17 protein-coding genes are annotated in these 16,546 nt (G+C 71.1%); 13 read left to right on the top strand and 4 right to left on the bottom strand.

What is annotated here, in order from left to right; all coding sequences use genetic code 11:
* The first annotated feature begins 35 nt into the window (after positions 1-35).
* The 8 genes from AB0C19_RS02820 to AB0C19_RS02855 all read left to right on the top strand — a co-directional run bounded on the left by AB0C19_RS02820 (position 36) and on the right by AB0C19_RS02855 (position 8,561).
* Positions 36-1,262, top strand: coding sequence for a histidine kinase (locus AB0C19_RS02820; protein WP_357178452.1), 1,227 nt, complete (start codon positions 36-38; stop codon positions 1,260-1,262).
* 23 nt (positions 1,263-1,285) lie between these two features.
* Positions 1,286-2,047, top strand: coding sequence for a LytTR family DNA-binding domain-containing protein (locus AB0C19_RS02825; protein ID WP_238670054.1), 762 nt, complete (start codon positions 1,286-1,288; stop codon positions 2,045-2,047).
* Positions 2,048-2,113: 66 nt separating this feature from the next.
* A complete protein-coding gene (locus tag AB0C19_RS02830) occupies positions 2,114-2,776 on the top strand; it encodes a DUF5701 family protein (RefSeq protein ID WP_357178456.1) in 663 nt (220 codons plus the stop codon).
* A gap of 226 nt (positions 2,777-3,002) precedes the next feature.
* Positions 3,003-3,683 carry a response regulator transcription factor gene (locus AB0C19_RS02835; protein ID WP_357178459.1) on the top strand — a complete coding sequence of 227 codons (681 nt, stop codon included), beginning with the start codon at positions 3,003-3,005 and terminating at the stop codon, positions 3,681-3,683.
* On the top strand, positions 3,680-4,762 hold the full coding sequence (locus AB0C19_RS02840) for a HAMP domain-containing sensor histidine kinase (RefSeq protein ID WP_357178462.1): 1,083 nt from the start codon (positions 3,680-3,682) through the stop codon (positions 4,760-4,762). Before AB0C19_RS02835 ends, AB0C19_RS02840 begins: the two co-directional genes overlap by 4 nt.
* Entirely contained in the window at positions 4,759-6,459 is a 1,701-nt protein-coding gene (locus AB0C19_RS02845; protein WP_357178465.1) for a DUF4173 domain-containing protein, read from the top strand. Before AB0C19_RS02840 ends, AB0C19_RS02845 begins: the two co-directional genes overlap by 4 nt.
* A gap of 44 nt (positions 6,460-6,503) precedes the next feature.
* Entirely contained in the window at positions 6,504-6,917 is a 414-nt protein-coding gene (locus AB0C19_RS02850; RefSeq protein WP_238687560.1) for a hypothetical protein, read from the top strand.
* A complete protein-coding gene (locus AB0C19_RS02855; protein WP_357178469.1) occupies positions 6,918-8,561 on the top strand; it encodes a cation acetate symporter in 1,644 nt (547 codons plus the stop codon).
* Between the two features lie 19 nt (positions 8,562-8,580).
* Here the strand turns inward: AB0C19_RS02855 and AB0C19_RS02860 are convergent, their stop codons facing one another.
* Entirely contained in the window at positions 8,581-9,435 is an 855-nt protein-coding gene (locus AB0C19_RS02860; protein WP_357178472.1) for a hypothetical protein, read from the bottom strand.
* Positions 9,428-9,928 (bottom strand): SigE family RNA polymerase sigma factor, encoded by a 501-nt coding sequence (locus tag AB0C19_RS02865; RefSeq protein ID WP_357178475.1) that lies wholly within the window; start codon positions 9,926-9,928, stop codon positions 9,428-9,430. The genes AB0C19_RS02860 and AB0C19_RS02865 overlap by 8 nt, the downstream gene beginning before the upstream one ends.
* A gap of 255 nt (positions 9,929-10,183) precedes the next feature.
* Here AB0C19_RS02865 and AB0C19_RS02870 point away from each other — a divergent pair, with 255 nt between their 5' ends.
* Together AB0C19_RS02870 and AB0C19_RS02875 are read left to right on the top strand one after the other, a co-directional pair.
* Complete coding sequence (locus tag AB0C19_RS02870; protein WP_357178479.1) at positions 10,184-10,948, top strand: ABC transporter ATP-binding protein; 765 nt, start codon at positions 10,184-10,186, stop codon at positions 10,946-10,948.
* Positions 10,945-12,630 carry an ABC transporter permease gene (locus AB0C19_RS02875; RefSeq protein WP_357179469.1) on the top strand — a complete coding sequence of 562 codons (1,686 nt, stop codon included), beginning with the start codon at positions 10,945-10,947 and terminating at the stop codon, positions 12,628-12,630. Before AB0C19_RS02870 ends, AB0C19_RS02875 begins: the two co-directional genes overlap by 4 nt.
* Here the strand turns inward: AB0C19_RS02875 and AB0C19_RS02880 are convergent.
* Both AB0C19_RS02880 and AB0C19_RS02885 read right to left on the bottom strand, forming a co-directional pair.
* Positions 12,627-12,833 carry a DUF397 domain-containing protein gene (locus AB0C19_RS02880; protein ID WP_357178482.1) on the bottom strand — a complete coding sequence of 69 codons (207 nt, stop codon included), beginning with the start codon at positions 12,831-12,833 and terminating at the stop codon, positions 12,627-12,629. The genes AB0C19_RS02875 and AB0C19_RS02880 overlap by 4 nt on opposite strands.
* Positions 12,830-13,102, bottom strand: coding sequence for a Scr1 family TA system antitoxin-like transcriptional regulator (locus AB0C19_RS02885; protein ID WP_357178485.1), 273 nt, complete (start codon positions 13,100-13,102; stop codon positions 12,830-12,832). The genes AB0C19_RS02880 and AB0C19_RS02885 overlap by 4 nt, the downstream gene beginning before the upstream one ends.
* Positions 13,103-13,551: 449 nt before the next feature.
* Here AB0C19_RS02885 and AB0C19_RS02890 point away from each other — a divergent pair, with 449 nt between their 5' ends.
* The 3 genes from AB0C19_RS02890 (at position 13,552) to AB0C19_RS02900 (ending at position 16,514) form a co-directional block, all read left to right on the top strand.
* On the top strand, positions 13,552-14,304 hold the full coding sequence (locus tag AB0C19_RS02890) for a flavin reductase family protein (protein WP_357179472.1): 753 nt from the start codon (positions 13,552-13,554) through the stop codon (positions 14,302-14,304).
* 175 nt (positions 14,305-14,479) lie between these two features.
* The gene (locus AB0C19_RS02895) at positions 14,480-14,845 is read left to right on the top strand and encodes a DUF485 domain-containing protein (RefSeq protein ID WP_088950720.1); all 366 of its coding nucleotides are present in this window, start codon (positions 14,480-14,482) and stop codon (positions 14,843-14,845) included.
* Entirely contained in the window at positions 14,823-16,514 is a 1,692-nt protein-coding gene (locus tag AB0C19_RS02900) for a cation acetate symporter (protein WP_112679586.1), read from the top strand. The genes AB0C19_RS02895 and AB0C19_RS02900 overlap by 23 nt, the downstream gene beginning before the upstream one ends.
* Positions 16,515-16,546 lie beyond the last annotated feature (32 nt).

The raw sequence follows: 16,546 nt of genomic DNA on the forward strand, positions 1-16,546 counted from the left end.
TTGGCGCGCCGGCTCGCAGGGGCGAGGATCGCTGCGTGGCTGCCAACCTCTCCGCCGTGGTCGGCGTCGTCTCACTCGTCACCGCGCTGACCGCAGCCCTGCTGGCGGTGCTGCGGCTACGAGCCCGCCGTGGCATCGCCACGGCCACCCAGCGGGCCACCTACGAGGTGCTGCACACCGCCGGCCTGGCGGCCGAGCCGCTGCGTGCGGGGTTGAGTGAAGCGGGCGCGGCGAAGGCCGTACGGCATCTGCGGGCGCTGGTGGGCGCGGTCGGGCTGGCGCTCACCGACGCCGACCGGTTGCTGGCCCTCGACGGGCGCGGCACCCACCACGGAGAGCAACTGCTAGCGGCGGCCCAGCGGACGGTGGACAGCGGCCGCTCGACGGTGCTTGGTGAGCAGGAACTGCACTGCGATCGGGTCGACTGCCCGGTCCGCGGGGCGGTGGTCGCGCCGTTGCTGGCGGCGGACGGCCGGGTGGTGGGCGCGCTGGTGGCGGTCGCCGACAGCCCGCCACCTCCGGGGTTGGTGCAGGCCACCCTCGAGACGGCGCACTGGGCTGGTAACCAGCTCGCCCTGGCCGAGCTGGACTCGTCGCGGGAGCGGCTGGCCCGCGCAGAAATCCGCGCGTTGCGGGCGCAGATCAGCCCACACTTCATCTACAACGCGCTGACCGCGATCGGCTCGTTCGTACGCACCGACCCGGAGCGGGCCCGGGAGCTGATCCTGGAGTTCGCTGAGTTCACCCGGTACTCGTTCCGGGCGCACGGGGAGTTCACCACGCTGGCCGAGGAGCTGCGGTCGATCGACCGCTACCTGACCATCGAGCGGGCCCGGTTCGGCGACCGGTTGCAGGTGCGGTTGCAGATCGCACCGGAGGTCCTGCCGGTGACGCTGCCGTTCCTCTGCCTCCAGCCGCTCGTGGAGAACGCGGTTCGCCACGGGTTGTCCCGCAAGCCGGGCACGGGCATGGTGAGCATCGAGGCCCGGGACGCGGGAGCCGAATGCCACATCACGGTGGAGGACGACGGAGTGGGAATGGATCCGACCACGCTGACCGCCGGCATCGCCGAGCTGGCCCGCGGCACCGGCGACCCGGGCGACGACACGGGCCAGCACGTCGGCCTCTCCAACGTCGACGAGCGGTTGCGCTCGGTCTTCGGTGACCGGTTCGGCCTGGTAGTGGAGACCGGGTTGGGCTCGGGCACGAAGGTGAGCATGCGGGTGCCGAAGTTCCACCCGGGCGTGCGGGCAGGGTCGTGAGCGAGCGGACCGGGACGGGTGCGGTGAACGCTTCCGGTTTCTTGCGCGTCCTCGCTGTGGACGACGAGCCGCCCGCCCTCGACGAGCTGGCGTACCACCTGCGGGCCGACCCCCGGGTGGCCCGCCTGCACACGGCCGGGGATGCCACCGAGGCGCTGCGGCTGCTGCGCGACGGCGACGTGGACGTGGTCTTCCTGGACATCCGGATGCCCGGCCTGGACGGCATGGAGCTGGCCCGGGTGTTGCGCCGCTTCGCCCGGCCACCGGCGATCGTGTTCGTCACCGCGTACGACGACGGCGCGGTGGACGCCTTCGACCTGGGCGCCACCGACTACGTGCGGAAACCGGTGCGTGCCGATCGGCTCGCCGAGTCGCTGCGTCGGGTGATCGGCTCGCGGGTGGTGCCGTCGCACCCGGCGGCGCTGGCCCGCGCCGAGGAGGACCCGACCATCCCCATCGAGTTGGCCGGCACCACCCGGATGCTGCCCCGTTCGGCGGTGCGCTGGGTGGAGGCGCAGGGCGACTACGCCCGGTTGCACACAGCGGACGGGTCGCACCTGGTGCGCGTCTCGCTGGCCACGCTGGCGGAGCGCTGGGCCGATGCCGGTTTCGTCCGGGTGCACAGGTCGTACCTGGTGCAGTTGAAGTTGATCGCGGAGTTGCGCCTGGTCAACTCCGGCTACGTGGTGGTGATCGACTCGACCGAGCTGCCGGTGAGCCGGCGGCACACCCGGGAGCTGAAGGACAAGCTGGTCAGGGCCGCGAAGCAGGATTGGAGTCGCTGAGCCGGGAATGGGAGCAGCCCTACCGTACGTTGTACGCTAAGCCGTACGACTTCCGGGAGGCTTGCCGTGACCGAGACCCTGTTCGACGCTGAATCCGAGTTCGACAGCCAACTCGACCGACTGGTGCAGCTCGGCTACCCCGCCCTCGCCGGGCTGACCGAGAACGCCTTCCGCGACCTTGTTGCGCCACTGCGCGCCAGGGCGGTCGAGGGCACCGCCGGCCTGCCCGCACCCACCGACGCCCGGGTGCCGTTCCTGCTGGTCACCACCCGGGACCTCATCGGTGTGCCGGAACGGGTGGAGGTGACCACCCTGGCCGGCAAGAGCAAGCCCGGCGTCGTCGACCAGAACTTTGCCGAGGACGACCTGCCCCGCTTCGACCCGATCAAGGAACTGGAGGTGCCCGCCGGTCCGGCGTACCTGCTCTTCGAGGTCGACCGGGGCGAGGAGTACCGCAACCTGGCACCCGCCACGGCCATGGAGGGGATCACCGCCCAGGGTCGACTGCCGCTGAGCATCGACGAGGGGCTCGCCTTCATCACGCTGCACCCGGCCGCGTTGGCGAGCAACAGGTGCTTCTCGCTGGTCGGCTCCCGGTGCGGCGACAAGCGGGTGCCGGCGCTGTGGATCAGCCAGGGCGCACCCAAGCTGGGCTGGTGCTGGTACGGCAACCCGCACACCTGGCTCGGCTCCGCCTCGGCCCGGCCGGAGCGCGTCGGCCTGGAGTGACCGCGGGCCGACGATGATCGACTCGGGTTCCTGGAAGTCGGGCCATCCCACCGGTCCGGACGGCCCGACTTCCAGCACCTCGGTCGGTTGTCCACAACGAGCCTCCGGAGTTCCCACACGCCAACCGGCATGATCCCCGAGTTATCCACAGCCGTGACCGGTTCTCCACAGGTTATTCACAACGCAAACCACTGATCTCCACGGCCGCTCCCTACAGTCAGGACCCATGAGCGCACGCCGGGTACTGGTGGTCGAGGACGAACGGACCATCGCCGAGTCCATCGCCGCCCGACTACGGGCCGAGGGTTTCGCTGTGGAGATCGCGGCGGACGGGCCCAGCGCTGTCGCCCAGTTCCACGCCGGACAGCCGGATATCGTCGTCCTCGACGTGATGCTGCCGGGCTTCGACGGCCTGGAGGTGTGCCGCCGGATCCAGGCCGACCGGCCGGTGCCGGTGCTGATGCTCACCGCCCGGGACGACGAGACCGACCTGCTCGTGGGGCTGGCGGTCGGCGCCGACGACTACCTCACCAAGCCGTTCTCGATGCGGGAGCTCACCGCCCGGGTGCACGTACTGCTACGTCGGATGGAACGGGCCGCCGCCACTCCCGCGCCGCCCGCCATCCGCCTCGGCGACATCGAGATCAACGAGGCCGAGCGACGGGTCCGCCGGGCCGGGGCGGACGTGCACCTCACCCCGACCGAGTTCGACCTGCTGGTCCACCTCGCGGGGCGGCCCCGCACGGTGCTCCCCCGGGAACGGCTGCTCGCCGACGTCTGGGGATGGGGTGACGGGAGCGGCACCCGCACCGTGGACAGCCACATCAAGGCTCTGCGCCGCAAGTTGGGCGCCGATCTCATCCGCACCGTGCACGGGGTCGGCTACGCCTTGGAGCTGCCGTCATGACAGCGACAGTGCTCACCCGACTGGACCGGGTGCTGGAGTTGCTGCCCCGACCGCTGGACCCGGTGCGCTCGATCAAGCTGAAGCTGGGTGTGCTGCTGGTCGCCTCCGGGGCGGCCGGGCTCGCCTACTTCTCGTACGGCATCGGTTGGCCGCCGCCGATCACCTCGGCCACCGCCATCGCCGTCGCCCTGCTCACCTCGCAGGTGCTCGCCCACGGCATGACCTCGCCGTTGCGGGACATGACGGCAGCCGCCGGCGCGATGGCCCGCGGCGACTACACACGTCGGGTACGCGCCACCTCCCGCGACGAGGTCGGCGAGCTGGCCCAGGCGTTCAACAAGATGGCCGAGGACCTGCACGCCGCCGACCAACGCCGACGCGAGCTGATCGCCAACGTCTCGCACGAGCTGCGTACGCCGATCACCGCGTTGCAGGGCGTGCTGGAGAACATGGTGGACGGGGTCGCCGACCCCGAACCCGCGGCGCTGCGTTCGGCGTTGGCCCAGACCGAACGGCTCGGGCACCTCGTCGCCGACCTGCTCGACCTGTCCCGACTCGACGCCGGGGTGGTGCCGCTGCGGCGCGTACGCATAGACGTGGGGGACTTCCTCGACGAGGCGGTGGAGCACGCCACGGCCAGCGCGTCCGGCGCCGGCCTGGACGTGCGCTTCCAGCTCCGCGACCTGCCGGCACCGCTGACGGTCCACGCGGACCCGTGGCGACTGCACCAGGTCTTCGCGAACCTCCTGGACAACGCGGCCCGACACAGCCCACCCGGCGGCACGGTACGGCTGTGCGCCGAGGAGCACGGCGACCAGCTCCGCTTCGAGGTGAGCGACGAGGGCCAGGGCATTCCGCCGGACGAGCGTTCCCGGGTGTTCGAGCGGTTCACCCGCGGCGACCGGTCGGCCGGCGGCGGGACCGGACTCGGCCTGGCCATCGCCCGGTGGGTCGTCGAACTGCATGGCGGCCGGATCGGTGTCCTCGATCCCGCTGAACCAGACCGGGGTGGCCGGCCCGGCTGCCGCATCCAGGTCACCATCCCGTGTGACGGGCCATACCGAGAAGAGGCAGCATGACCAGCCCCGGCAGCACCCCCCTCCCGGCCACCGGGCCGACCGGGCCGGCGCAGGTCGCCCCGACCGTCAGGCCCGGCCCGGCCGCACCACCGGCGGCCGGTCGGCCCCAGGCTGCTCCGGCCGTACCGCTCCTGCCCCGGCCACCATCGATGATCACGCGGCGTTGGCCGGGGCCATCGGGCGAAGCGGGTCCGACGGTGCTGGTGGCGTCGACGGCGGCAGCAGTCGTCGGCGCCTCGGTGCTCACGATGGTTCGTCCGGGCCTCGGCTGGCTGGTCGCCGCGTTGGCCGGCACTGCCGCCCTCACCACCGCCGCCGTCAGGTCCGGGACGCCCTCCCCGGTCGCGGCCCGCACCGAGCCGACCGAGCCCGGCACCGCATCCGGTGCCGAACCCGCCCGTCCCGGTGCCACGGGGGCACCGGGGCGGGTGGCGCAGGTCGCCTGGGCTGCGGCGACGATCGCGTTGATCGCCGTCGGCACGTTCCGGGCCGCCGGTTGGCTCTTCGCGCTCTGCCTGATCGCAGCGGTCGGGGCCCTGACGCTGGCGGTGACCGGCGGGCGAAGCCCACTCGGAATGCTGGTCGCCGTGACACTGCCACCCGCCGCGACGGTACGGGCGCTCCCGTGGGCGGTACGCGGAGTGCGTACCAACCGCCCGGCGGGGTCGGGGGTCGGGTTCGGACGCATCGTGAGCAGCCTGGCGGTGTCCGCCGTCCTGCTGACGCTGTTCGGGTTGCTCTTCTCCTCCGCCGACGCGGTCTTCGCCAACCTGGTCGGCGGTCTGCTGCCCGACATCGACCCGGCCGGTGTGATCGGCTGGTCGCTGCGGCTGCCCCTGATCGGCGGTGGTCTGCTCGGCGGCGCGTACCTGGTCACCCGCCCACCCGACCTGGAGGGTCTGCGACCGGCGTCGTCACGGCCGGCCCACCGGCTGGAGTGGACCCTCCCGCTGGTGTTGCTCGACGCCCTCTTCGCCGCGTTCGTGCTGGTCCAGCTGACAGTGTTGTTCGGCGGAGCGGGGCACGTGCTGCGGACGGCAGGGCTCACCTACGCCCAGTACGCCCGCGGCGGTTTCTGGCAACTGCTCGCCGTCACCGCACTCACCCTGCTGGTGATCGCGATCGCCGCCCGCCGGGCGCCGAAGGCCACCCGGAGGGACCGCCTGCTGGTCCGCGTACTGCTCGGCACACTCACCGCGCTCAGTCTGGTGATCGTCGCCTCGGCGCTCTACCGGATGCAGGTCTACGCCGACGCGTACGGTGCCACCCGGCTGCGGCTCGTCGTGTCGACTGTCGAACTCTGGCTCGGGCTGCTCTTCGTCCTGGTCGGGGTTGCCGTGGCGCGGTTGCGGGCCGAATGGCTCCCCCGGCTCGTGGTCGGCACCGCGGTGCTGGCGCTGCTCGGGTTGGCCCTTCTCAACCCGGACCGCCTGATCGCCGATCGGAACGTCGACAGGTACCTGGAGACCGGCCGGTTGGACGTCAGCTACCTGTCCGGGCTGTCGGCCGATGCCGTACCGGCCCTGAACCGGCTGCCCGAACCGATGCGCTCCTGCGCGCTGGGGCAGATCGCCGCCGAGCTGCCCCGGGACGGGTTCTGGGCGGCGAACCTCGGCAGGGAACGCGCCCGGCGGGTTCTCGACACGACCCCGGTGAGCGCCAGCCTGACCGACTGCCTCGGGTTGCAACGCTGGTGAGCATGAACGCTTGACAATCGCGTACGGCGGGCGAGACTGCCGGGGTGGCCAAGCAACTCCCCGACGTGGGGTCGAGCGGTGCGGTACCGCCGCCCCGGCGGTCCCGGATCGTGCTGGCCGAGATCACCAGGCAGGACACCCGCGCCGAGCGGACCCGCGCCGAGCTGGCTCAGCAGACCCAGGTCGGCGAGGCGCTGGTCCGCGGCCTGGTCCGGGCTCAACTCGCGCTGGCGCTGCGGCTGTCCCTGGTGGTGGCCATCGGTCTGGGCGGGCTGCCCTGGCTGTTCGCGATCGCACCCTCGCTCGGCCGGACCACAGTCGCCGGCGTCAACCTGCCGTGGCTGCTGCTCGGGGTGGCCTCCTTCCCGTTCCTGATCGGCGTGGGCTGGGCGTACGTGCGGCTGGCCGAGCGCAACGAGCAGGACTTCACCGACCTGGTGCAACGGCCGGAGCGCTGAGTGGGCAACGACTTCGTGGTCCCGGCCATCGTCGCGGTCACCCTGGTCACCGTCGGGATCGGCTTCTACGGGCTGCGGTTGGCCCGGACCACTTCCGACTTCCTGGTGGCGTCCAGGGCGATCAGTCCGACCTGGAACGCCGCAGCCATCGGCGGGGAGTACCTGTCGGCGGCGAGCTTCCTCGGCATCGCGGGGCTGGTCCTCAAGTACGGCGTGGACGTGCTCTGGTACCCGGTCGGGTTCGCCGCCGGCTACCTGGCCCTGCTGCTCTTCGTGGCCGCGCCGCTGCGCCGCTCCGGGGCGTTCACCCTGCCCGACTTCTGCGAGCTGCGGCTGGGGTCGCGTCGACTCCGCATCCTGGCCACCGCCTTCGTGATCTTCATCGGTTGGCTGTACCTGGTGCCGCAGCTCCAGGGCGCCGGGCTGACCCTGGCCACTGTGGCCGGCTCCCCGTACCCCCTCGGAGCTCTGCTGGTGGCGGCAGTGGTCACCGCGAACGTGGCGCTGGGCGGCATGCGCGCGATCACCTTCGTGCAGGCGTTCCAGTACTGGCTCAAGCTGACCGCTCTCGCCGTACCGGTGATCTTCCTGGCCCTGCAGTGGCAGGCCGACGGCCGCCCGGCGGTGACCCCGCCCGACGGGCCGACGTTCCGGGCCGCGACCACCGTCGTGGTCGAGCACCGCGCGACCCTCACCCTGCCCGACGGTGACGTCCGGGAGGTACGCCCCGGCGACGAGCTGACCTTCGCCGCCGGTGATCCGGTGCCGGACGTCTCCGGGGTGGCCACCGATGCCAGCGACTGGTTGCTGCCCAGCGCCGCCGGTGACGACGACCGGGGCCTGTTCGCCACGTACTCGCTGATCCTGGCCACCTTCCTGGGCACCATGGGCCTGCCGCACGTGCTGGTGCGCTTCTACACCAATCCGGACGGCGCGGCGGCCCGTCGGACCACACTGGTCGTGCTGGCGCTGGTCGGCGCGTTCTACCTGCTGCCCACCCTGTACGGGGTCCTCGGCCGGATCTACACCCCGCAACTGCTGCTCAGCGGCCAGACCGACGCGGTGGTGGTGCTGCTACCCGAGGCGGCCCTGGGTGACGGCCTGGCCGGGCGGCTACTCGCCGCGCTGGTCGCCGCGGGCGCCTTCGCGGCGTTCCTCTCCACCTCGTCCGGCCTGCTGACCAGCGTCGCCGGGGTGATCTCGACGGACGTGCTCGGTCGGGGATCGGTACGCGGGTTCCGGCTGGCCACCGTCATCGCCGGTGGCGTGCCAGCGGTGCTGGCGCTGCACGTCTCCGGGCTGGACGTCTCGCAGGTCGTCGGGCTGGCCTTCGCGGTCGCCGCTTCGAGCTTCTGCCCGCTGCTGGTGCTCGGCATCTGGTGGCGCGGGCTGACCGACGTGGGCGCCACCGCCGGCGTGGTGGCCGGCGGCGGCGCGGCGATCGGCGCGGTGCTGGTCACAGTGCTCGGGCCACCGCTGTCCGGCTGGCCGGCCACGCTCATCGCGCAGCCGGCCGCCTGGACGGTGCCACTGGCCTTCACGGTGATGGTCGCCGTGTCGATGGCGACCCGCCGGCGGGCCCCGGCCGACGTCGCCGCCACCATGCTCCGCCTACACACCCCGGAAGCCCTCCGCATGCAGTGATCACCGCTGCGACATGCCCTCAGCAGGTGTCAGTGCCGGCGCAGAGCCGCTGCGCCACCGGGCGGGCGTACCGCAGCGCCTCCTTCGGGGTGGTGTCCATGTCCAACGCCACCTGTGCCACCAGGTCACCCTGCCGTACGACGAGCCAGCGGCTCCGCACGCCCTCGATGTCCGAGCCCACCAGCAGAGACTCGTCACCGGCCCCCAGCCCATCGGCCAGGACCGACATCGAACTGGTCGCCCCCCTGGGTTTGCAGTCGGTGAAAAGTGCCCGGACCGCGTCCATCTCACGGGCGGCATCGCGAATCGAGAAACGGACGACGCGTTGGATCATCCTGTCGGTCGGCGAGTCGAACGACACGGTTCGCTGGGCGAGCCTGCGGCTGGACGTCCCGGACGGCGCTTCGCGACAGTAGATCGACACCGACTCCAGGCTCCAGTCGCCGTCAATGTCGTCCTCTGCCATCGTGAAGCCGACGGGCAGATCCGAGAGCCGCAGCATGGCTGCGGCCGGGATCGCCGGGTTGGTGGAACCGGCTGACGGCCGACCACTGGTACGTGACGGGCTCGATGGCGGTGTGGCGGGAGTTGTGCTGGTCGTCGACGGCCGAGGAGCGGCGGAGGTGGGCGACGGCGTGGGTGTCGGGGTGGGTGATCCGGTCGCCGGCAGCACCGGCGTCGGCGCGCCCTCCCGGCCGCTGGCCAGCGCCACCGCCCCGGCGGCCACCAGGGCCACTGCCACCACTGCGGCGAGCGCCGCAGCGATCCTCGTCTGGCGGGCCCGTCGCAGGCCGCGCTCCCGCACCTGTGTGGTCGGGGCCCAGCTCAGGTGCTCGGTGTCCCGAAACAGGTCGACGAAGGGCTGATCAGGCATTGCTGACCTCCTCGGGGAGGGTGGTGCCGAGCAGAGGTGCGAGAGCCTTGCGCCCTCGGGCGAGCCGGGCCTTGACCGTGCCGACCGGAACAGCGGTCCGCGTCGCGATGTCAGCTACCGAGAGATCCGCGAGGTGGTGCAGGACGATCGCCTCGCGTTGGTCGGTCGGTAACTGACGTAACGCGGCGACCAGCGCGACGTTGTTCTCCGACGGTGGTTCGACCGCGGTCACCGGACCATTCCGCCGATGGGCGGTGATCCCGTTCCGGATCTTCCGCCAACGGTTCTGAAGGAGGCGGTGTCCCACGAGGTGCACCCACGCCTCCGGATCGTCGTACTCGCTGATGCGCCGCCAGCGCTGCCAGGCCCGCACGTACGCCTCCTGCGCGGCGTCCTGCGCCTCATGGAGGTCGCCGCCGAGCGCGTACAGCACTGTGACGACCCGGTGCCTGCTGGCTCGGTAGAACTCCTCGAAGCCGTCATCTCTGTCCAATGTCTCTCCCCGTTTCGCTCCTGCCCCTGTCACCCGCGAACACGGTGCCCGGTTGCACAGCTGGCCGCGCTGGATCGACCTGCTCCGCGATCTTGCACTTTCTGTCGCGACAGAGGACGCATATCCCCCATGTCGACAACAGAGACCGCAAGATCGGCGGGTCTGTTGCCCGGAACCTTCGTCCGCCTCGGGGATGATCGCGGGTCCGCCCGCCGCCGGACGGCGGAACTGGCGATCGACGGATAACGTCGGCGCATGACTGTTGAGCACCCCGCGCTCGCACTGCGTGGCCTGGCCAAGCGGTTCGACGGCACGATCGCGGTGGCCGGCGTCGACCTGGACGTCCCCGCCGGCTCCTTCTATGGCCTGCTCGGCCCGAACGGCGCCGGCAAGACGACCACCCTGTCGATGGCGGTCGGGCTGTTGCGACCGGACGCCGGCTCGGCCTGGGTGCTCGGGCACGACGTCTGGCAGGACCCGGTCACCGCCAAGCGGCTGCTCGGTGTGATGCCCGACGGTGTCCGGTTGTTCGACCGACTGACCGGCGCGGAGTTGCTGGCGTACAACGGGTTGTTGCGGGGGATGGATCCGGTGGTGGTCGACCAGCGGGCTGCCGAGCTGCTGGACGTGCTGGCGCTCGGCGACGCCGGTCGGACGCTGGTGGTGGACTACTCGGCGGGCATGAAGAAAAAGATCGGCCTGGCCTGCGCGCTGCTGCACGGCCCCCGGGTGCTGGTGTTGGACGAGCCGTTCGAGGCGGTCGACCCCGTCTCCGCAGCGCTGATCCGGGACATCCTCACCCGGTACGCGGCCGGCGGCGGCACCGTGGTCTTCTCCAGTCACGTCATGGAAGTCGTCGAGCGGCTCTGCTCGCACGTGGCGATCCTGGCCGGCGGCACCATCAAGCGGGTGGGCGCCATCGACGAGGTCCGCGGCGGTCGCTCGTTGGAGCAGGTCTTCGTCGAGGTGGTCGGCGGGCGCACCGCGACCGGCGAGGAGCTGTCGTGGCTCTCCCAGTGAGCGCGGACGCCACCCCTGCCGCGCCGGTACGCGCTGTCTCCGCCCGCCACTTCGTACGGCTCAAGCTGCGGGTGATGGGCAACAACTTTCGGGGCCAGGGCTGGCGGATCGCCCTGTTCGTCGGCGGCGCGTTGCTCGGGCTCTGGTTCGCCGCCAGCGGGTTCTTCCTCTTCGCCGCTCCGGGCCTGACCGGCAACGGCCGGTACGCGGTGCTGATCGCGGCGGCCGGCGGCGGGCTGCTGGTGCTGGGTTGGCTGTTTCTGCCGCTCGTCTTCTTCGGTGTGGACGAGACACTGGACCCGGCCCGGTTCGCGTTGCTGCCGCTGTCCCGGCGCACGTTGGTGACCGGCCTGTTCGTGGCGGCCCTGATCAGCGTGCCGGTGCTGGCGGTGCTCATCGCGTCGTTCGGGCTGGTGCTGACCGCCTGGTCGTTGGGTGGCTGGTCTGCGGGTCTGGTCGCCGTCGTGGGTGTGCTCGCCGGGTTGCTGCTCTGTGTGGCCGCCAGCCGGGCGGTGACCAGCGCCTTCGCCACCATGTTGCGGTCCCGACGGGTCCGCGACCTGGCGGCCGTGCTGCTGGCGGTGACGGCCGCGCTGCTCGGCCCGTTGCAGATCTTCGGCCTCGCCGCGCTCCGTGAGGCGGACTGGACCCGCTTGACCGGCGTGGCAACCGTGATCGGCTGGACGCCGTTGGGTGCTCCGTGGACCCTCGGCATCGACGTGGCCCAGGGGCGGGTGTGGGCGGCGCCGGTCAAGTTGCTGATCACCGTGGTGGCGCTCGGTGCCCTGCTGGCCTGGTGGTCCCGGTCGATCGAGTCGGCGATGGTGGGTGCGGCGAGCACCGGTAAGGTCCCGGTGCGGCGCGGGGTCACCGGCGGCGCGGTCGCCCAACTGTTCCCCCGGGTCGCGACCTGGGCCGGCCGGGACCGGTTCGGTGCCCTGGTCGCCCGGGAGGCCCGTTACTGGTGGCGGGACGCGCGCCGCCGAGCCAACCTGATCACGATCGCGGTGGTCGGCATCTTCGTACCGGTGATGATCAATCTGGGTGGCGCCGGGTTCGCGGCTGGGGAGGGAATGGCGCAGGACGCCAGTGACAGCTCCCCGGTCCTGGTCACCATCTCCATGCTCTTCGTGGGTGTGCTCGCCTCCGTCACCCTGGCCAACCAGTTCGGCTTCGACGGCAGCGCGTACGCGGCGAACGTGGTGGCCGGGGTGCCCGGCCGGGTCGAGTTGCGGGCCCGCATGACGGCTTTCTCGCTGTACGTGCTGCCGATGTTGGGCGTCGTCGCTGTGGTGTTGTCGTTACTGCTCAGCCGACCGGAGTGGATCGGGCTGACCATCGGCGGCCTGGTCGCCACCTACGGCGCCGGGTTGGCCGTAAACAGCCTGATCTCGGTGCTCGGGGCGTACTCACTGCCGGAGACGAGCAACCCGTTCGCCATGAACAGCGGTGCGGGCCTGGCGAAGGGGCTGCTCACCCTGCTGGCAATGCTCGCCTCGGTGGTCGCCGCGGTGCCGATGGTGGTGGCCGCCGCGCTGCTCGGTGACGCGTGGCTCTGGCTGGCCCTGCCGGTCGGGGCCGCGTACGGGCTGGGCGCGGCGCTGCTGGGCGCGTACCTGGCCGGCGACGTGCTGGACCGACGTCAGCCCGAACTGCTGGCCACTGTCACGCCGCGCCGTTAACCGGCCCGTCGGCTGGCCGCCTGGACGGCATCGGCAAGAAAGCCGCGCCAGGCGGCCGGAGCGAAGGTGAGGGTCGGGCCGGAGCGGTCCTTGCTGTCCCGGACCAGGACGACACCTGGCACGTTGTCCGCCACCTCGACGCAGGCACCGCCCGTGTCGCCGGACCTGGTCGACGTCCGCCAGCGGGGTTGAGGAACGGTCATGGCGTCACCTTCACGTGTCCACGAGCAACGTCCTCGACATAGGTGACCCGTTCACCGTCGGGCAGTTCAGCGAGCAGAAAGCCGCCCGTCAACCCGACGTGGGCTCCGGCGTCGAGCGGCACGACGCGCAGTCTGACGCTCGGCATAACGGCGAGTTCCATCAGCCGACCAAGCTGAGCGTCCAGTACCGCCGGCCCACCGATCGGGCGGCGTAGGGCCGTCTCGTCCAGGACGAAGACGCATTGCGGCGACTCTGCCCGCTGCCACAACTTCCGGGGCAGGAACGGGGCACGGTGGTCGTACCGGAAAAGGAAGGTTGCCGCAGCGACGGCCGTGCCGGGCGCGAACGGATCGGAGCGGTCGGCTGGCCCGCCGAATCGACCACCCGCGTGGGCGAACCGGCCGACGGTGGCTTCGCCGCGACCCGGCCGGGCCGGTTGGCTGACCCCGGCGCAGACCTGGCGCGCGAACGGTGGCCGCTGGTGAAGCCCGCAGCCCGGCCAGCGGATCGGACCTCAGACCACGCAAGCCACCGGACGGCGCATCGCACCAGGGATCGGTGTGTCACCGCGAGCGTGATGCCTCAGGGGCATCAATATGACTCAGAGGCATCACGGTCATTCGGGAATCGCCTTCCGCCGAGCGGATCGCGCCGCAGCCGGGCGACTCCACCGCCCGGGCCGGCCGGAGAGCCAAGGTGAGCCGGCCACACCTGCCGATGCGGCCGCTGTGGCGGTGTCGGGGCTGCGGCGCGCTCTGGCCGTGGCAGCCGGCGCGGCTGGCACTGCTCGCCGAGTACCGAAACGACCGGGTGGGGCTGCTGGTCTACCTGGGCGCCCTGATGGCGGAGGCCGGCGCGCAGCTCACTCGGCTCGGCGGACGACCCGCCGACCTGCACGAGCGCTTCCTTGGTTGGGCGAGGGTCCGGGGCGGCACAATGTTTCACGTGAATCATGAGCCGGGTGCCGAGATCCACCACACCGATCCGTTCGCGGTTCCGACCGGGCAACGGTCGCCGGTACGCCGGCTGCGTGGTCGCCTCGCCGCACCGGTGACCCTCTGGACGGCGCCCGGTCCTGCCGGGCTGACCGTCTCGTCCACCCTGGTGGCCGAGGGGGAGCCAGACCGGCTGCTCGGGCTGATCGACCCGGAGTCCGACCTCTGGGCGGCCGTCGAGGAGTCGGGTCGATTCGCTGTCACGCCGCTCGGCCCGCCGCACCGGCAACTCGCCGACCGGTTCGCCGGCCTCTTCCCCGCCCCGGGCGGGCTCTTCGCCACCGGCGCGTGGAACGAGACGCCGTACGGGCCGGTTCCGGCGGATGCCGCCGGCTGGGCCGGGTGCCGGCTGGACACCGCCCGGGAGTACGGCTGGGGCCTGCTGGTCGAGGCCACGATCGAGGCGGTCGACCTGGCCGAGGAGGCCACTCCGCTCCTGCACTACCGAGGTCGCTACCACGAGCTGCCGAGCTGAACGGACGCCTCGCCAGGGGCGACCGATCACCGCAGTGACCTGAGTCACTTGGCGCAGCCAGTCAACCGCTCGGCGCACTCGCCGACCGGCGTCGATCTCAGCCTTCCCTGGCGGGGAGTGCGCTCTTTACGGTGCGCGAAACTCCTCTGACGCCTGTGAAGGTGGTGATCCACAGATGTCCACGGACACACCCGCTCCGGCCGCTTCCCAGTCGGACAAGTACCTGGCCGTACAACGGTCGGACGAGTTCGCCGGGCTGCGGCGTGCGCTGCGCGGCTTCGTCTTCCCGATGACCGTCGCGTTCTTCCTGTGGTATGCGCTCTACGTCATTCTCTCCGCGTACGCCCGGGACTTCATGGGCACGAAGCTGTTCGGCAGCAACATCAACGTCGCACTGGTCTTCGGCCTGCTCCAGTTCGTCTCCACGTTCCTGATCGCCTGGCTCTACTCCCGGTACGCGGACCGGAAGATCGACCCCATCGCGGACCGGATCCGCGCCGAGATCGGGGAGGTGACCCGTGAAGACGGTTCACGCGGTTGAGACGTTCCTCGCGGCTGAGGCGGGCGATCACACCGCCCGGAACCTGACCATCACGCTCTTCCTGGTCTTCGTGGCGGTGACCCTGGGCATCACCATCTGGGCCAGCCGGCAGACCAAGACGGCGACTGACTTCTACGCTGGCGGCCGGTCCTTCTCCGGCTTCCAGAACGGCATGGCGATCGGCGGCGACTACATGTCGGCCGCCTCGTTCCTCGGCATCGCCGGCATCATCGCGCTGTACGGCTACGACGGCTTCCTCTACTCGATCGGCTTCCTGGTCGCCTGGCTGGTGGCCCTGCTGCTGGTCGCGGAGCTGCTGCGGAACTCGGGCCGGTACACGATGGCGGACGTGCTGGCCTTCCGGATGCGTCAGCGTCCGGTGCGTACGGCAGCGGCGGTCTCCACCATCACGGTGTCGATCTTCTACCTGCTCGCCCAGATGGTTGGCGCAGGCGCGCTGGTCGCGCTGCTGCTCGGCATCCGGCCGGGGACGACCTTCCTCGGCATGGACGCGGACACCGCCAAGGTGGCCACCATCATCATGGTCGGCACGCTGATGATCATCTACGTCACAGTGGGTGGCATGAAGGGCACCACCTACGTGCAGATCGTCAAGGCGTTCCTGCTCATGGGCGGCGCGCTGTTGATGACCATCCTGGTGCTGGCGAAGTTCAACTTCAACCTGTCGGAGCTGCTCGGCCAGGCGGCCGCCGCATCCGGCAAGGGCAGCGCGTTCCTCGAACCCGGGCTCCGGTACGGCGTCGAGGTCGCCGGCAACTCGACGCAGACGTTCTACAACAAGGTCGACCTGCTGTCCCTGGGCATCGCCCTGGTGCTCGGCACCGCCGGTCTGCCGCACATCCTGATCCGCTTCTACACGGTGCCGACCGCGAAGGCGGCCCGGAAGAGCGTGCTCTGGGCGATCGGCATCATCGGCACCTTCTACCTGCTCACCCTGGCCCTCGGCTTCGGTGCGGCGGCGCTGGTCGGCAGCCAGGCGATCACGGCACAGGACAAGGCGGGCAACACCGCCGCGCCGCAGCTGGCCGAAGCGCTCGGCATCGACTTCTTCGGCGGCGAACTGGGCGGGGCAGCTCTGCTGGCGATCATCGCGGCGGTCGCCTTCGCCACCATCCTCGCTGTGGTCGCCGGGTTGACGCTGGCCTCGTCGTCCAGCCTGGCGCACGACTTCTACGCGAACGTGTTGAAGAAGGGTGAGGCGTCGGAGCGGCAGGAGGTGCGGGTCGCCCGGATCTCCGCCCTGGGGATCGGCGCGGTGTCGATCGCCCTGTCGATCTACGCGCAGAACCTCAACGTGGCGTTCCTGGTGGCGCTGGCCTTCGCGGTCGCCGCCTCGGGCAACCTGCCGGCGATCCTCTACAGCCTCTTCTGGCGGCGGTTCAACACCTCCGGCGCGGTGTGGGCGATCTACGGCGGGCTGATCTCGGCCGTGCTGCTGGTGTTCTTCTCGCCGGTGGTCTCCGGTGCGGCGACGTCGATGTTCCCGGACCACGACTGGCAGTGGTTCCCGCTGTCCAACCCGGGCATCCTCTCCATTCCGTTCGGTTTCCTCTGCGGGTGGATCGGCACCGTCATCTCCAAGGAGCACGACGAGGACAAGTACGCGGAGCTGGAGGTGCGGGCCCTCACCGGCTCTGGCGCCCACTGATCGCGGCACCTGTTTAGGGGTTCCCTGTTGAC

The sequence above is a fragment of the Micromonospora sp. NPDC048842 genome, from assembly GCF_040649935.1.
Taxonomy (GTDB): Bacteria; Actinomycetota; Actinomycetes; order Mycobacteriales; family Micromonosporaceae; genus Micromonospora; species Micromonospora hortensis.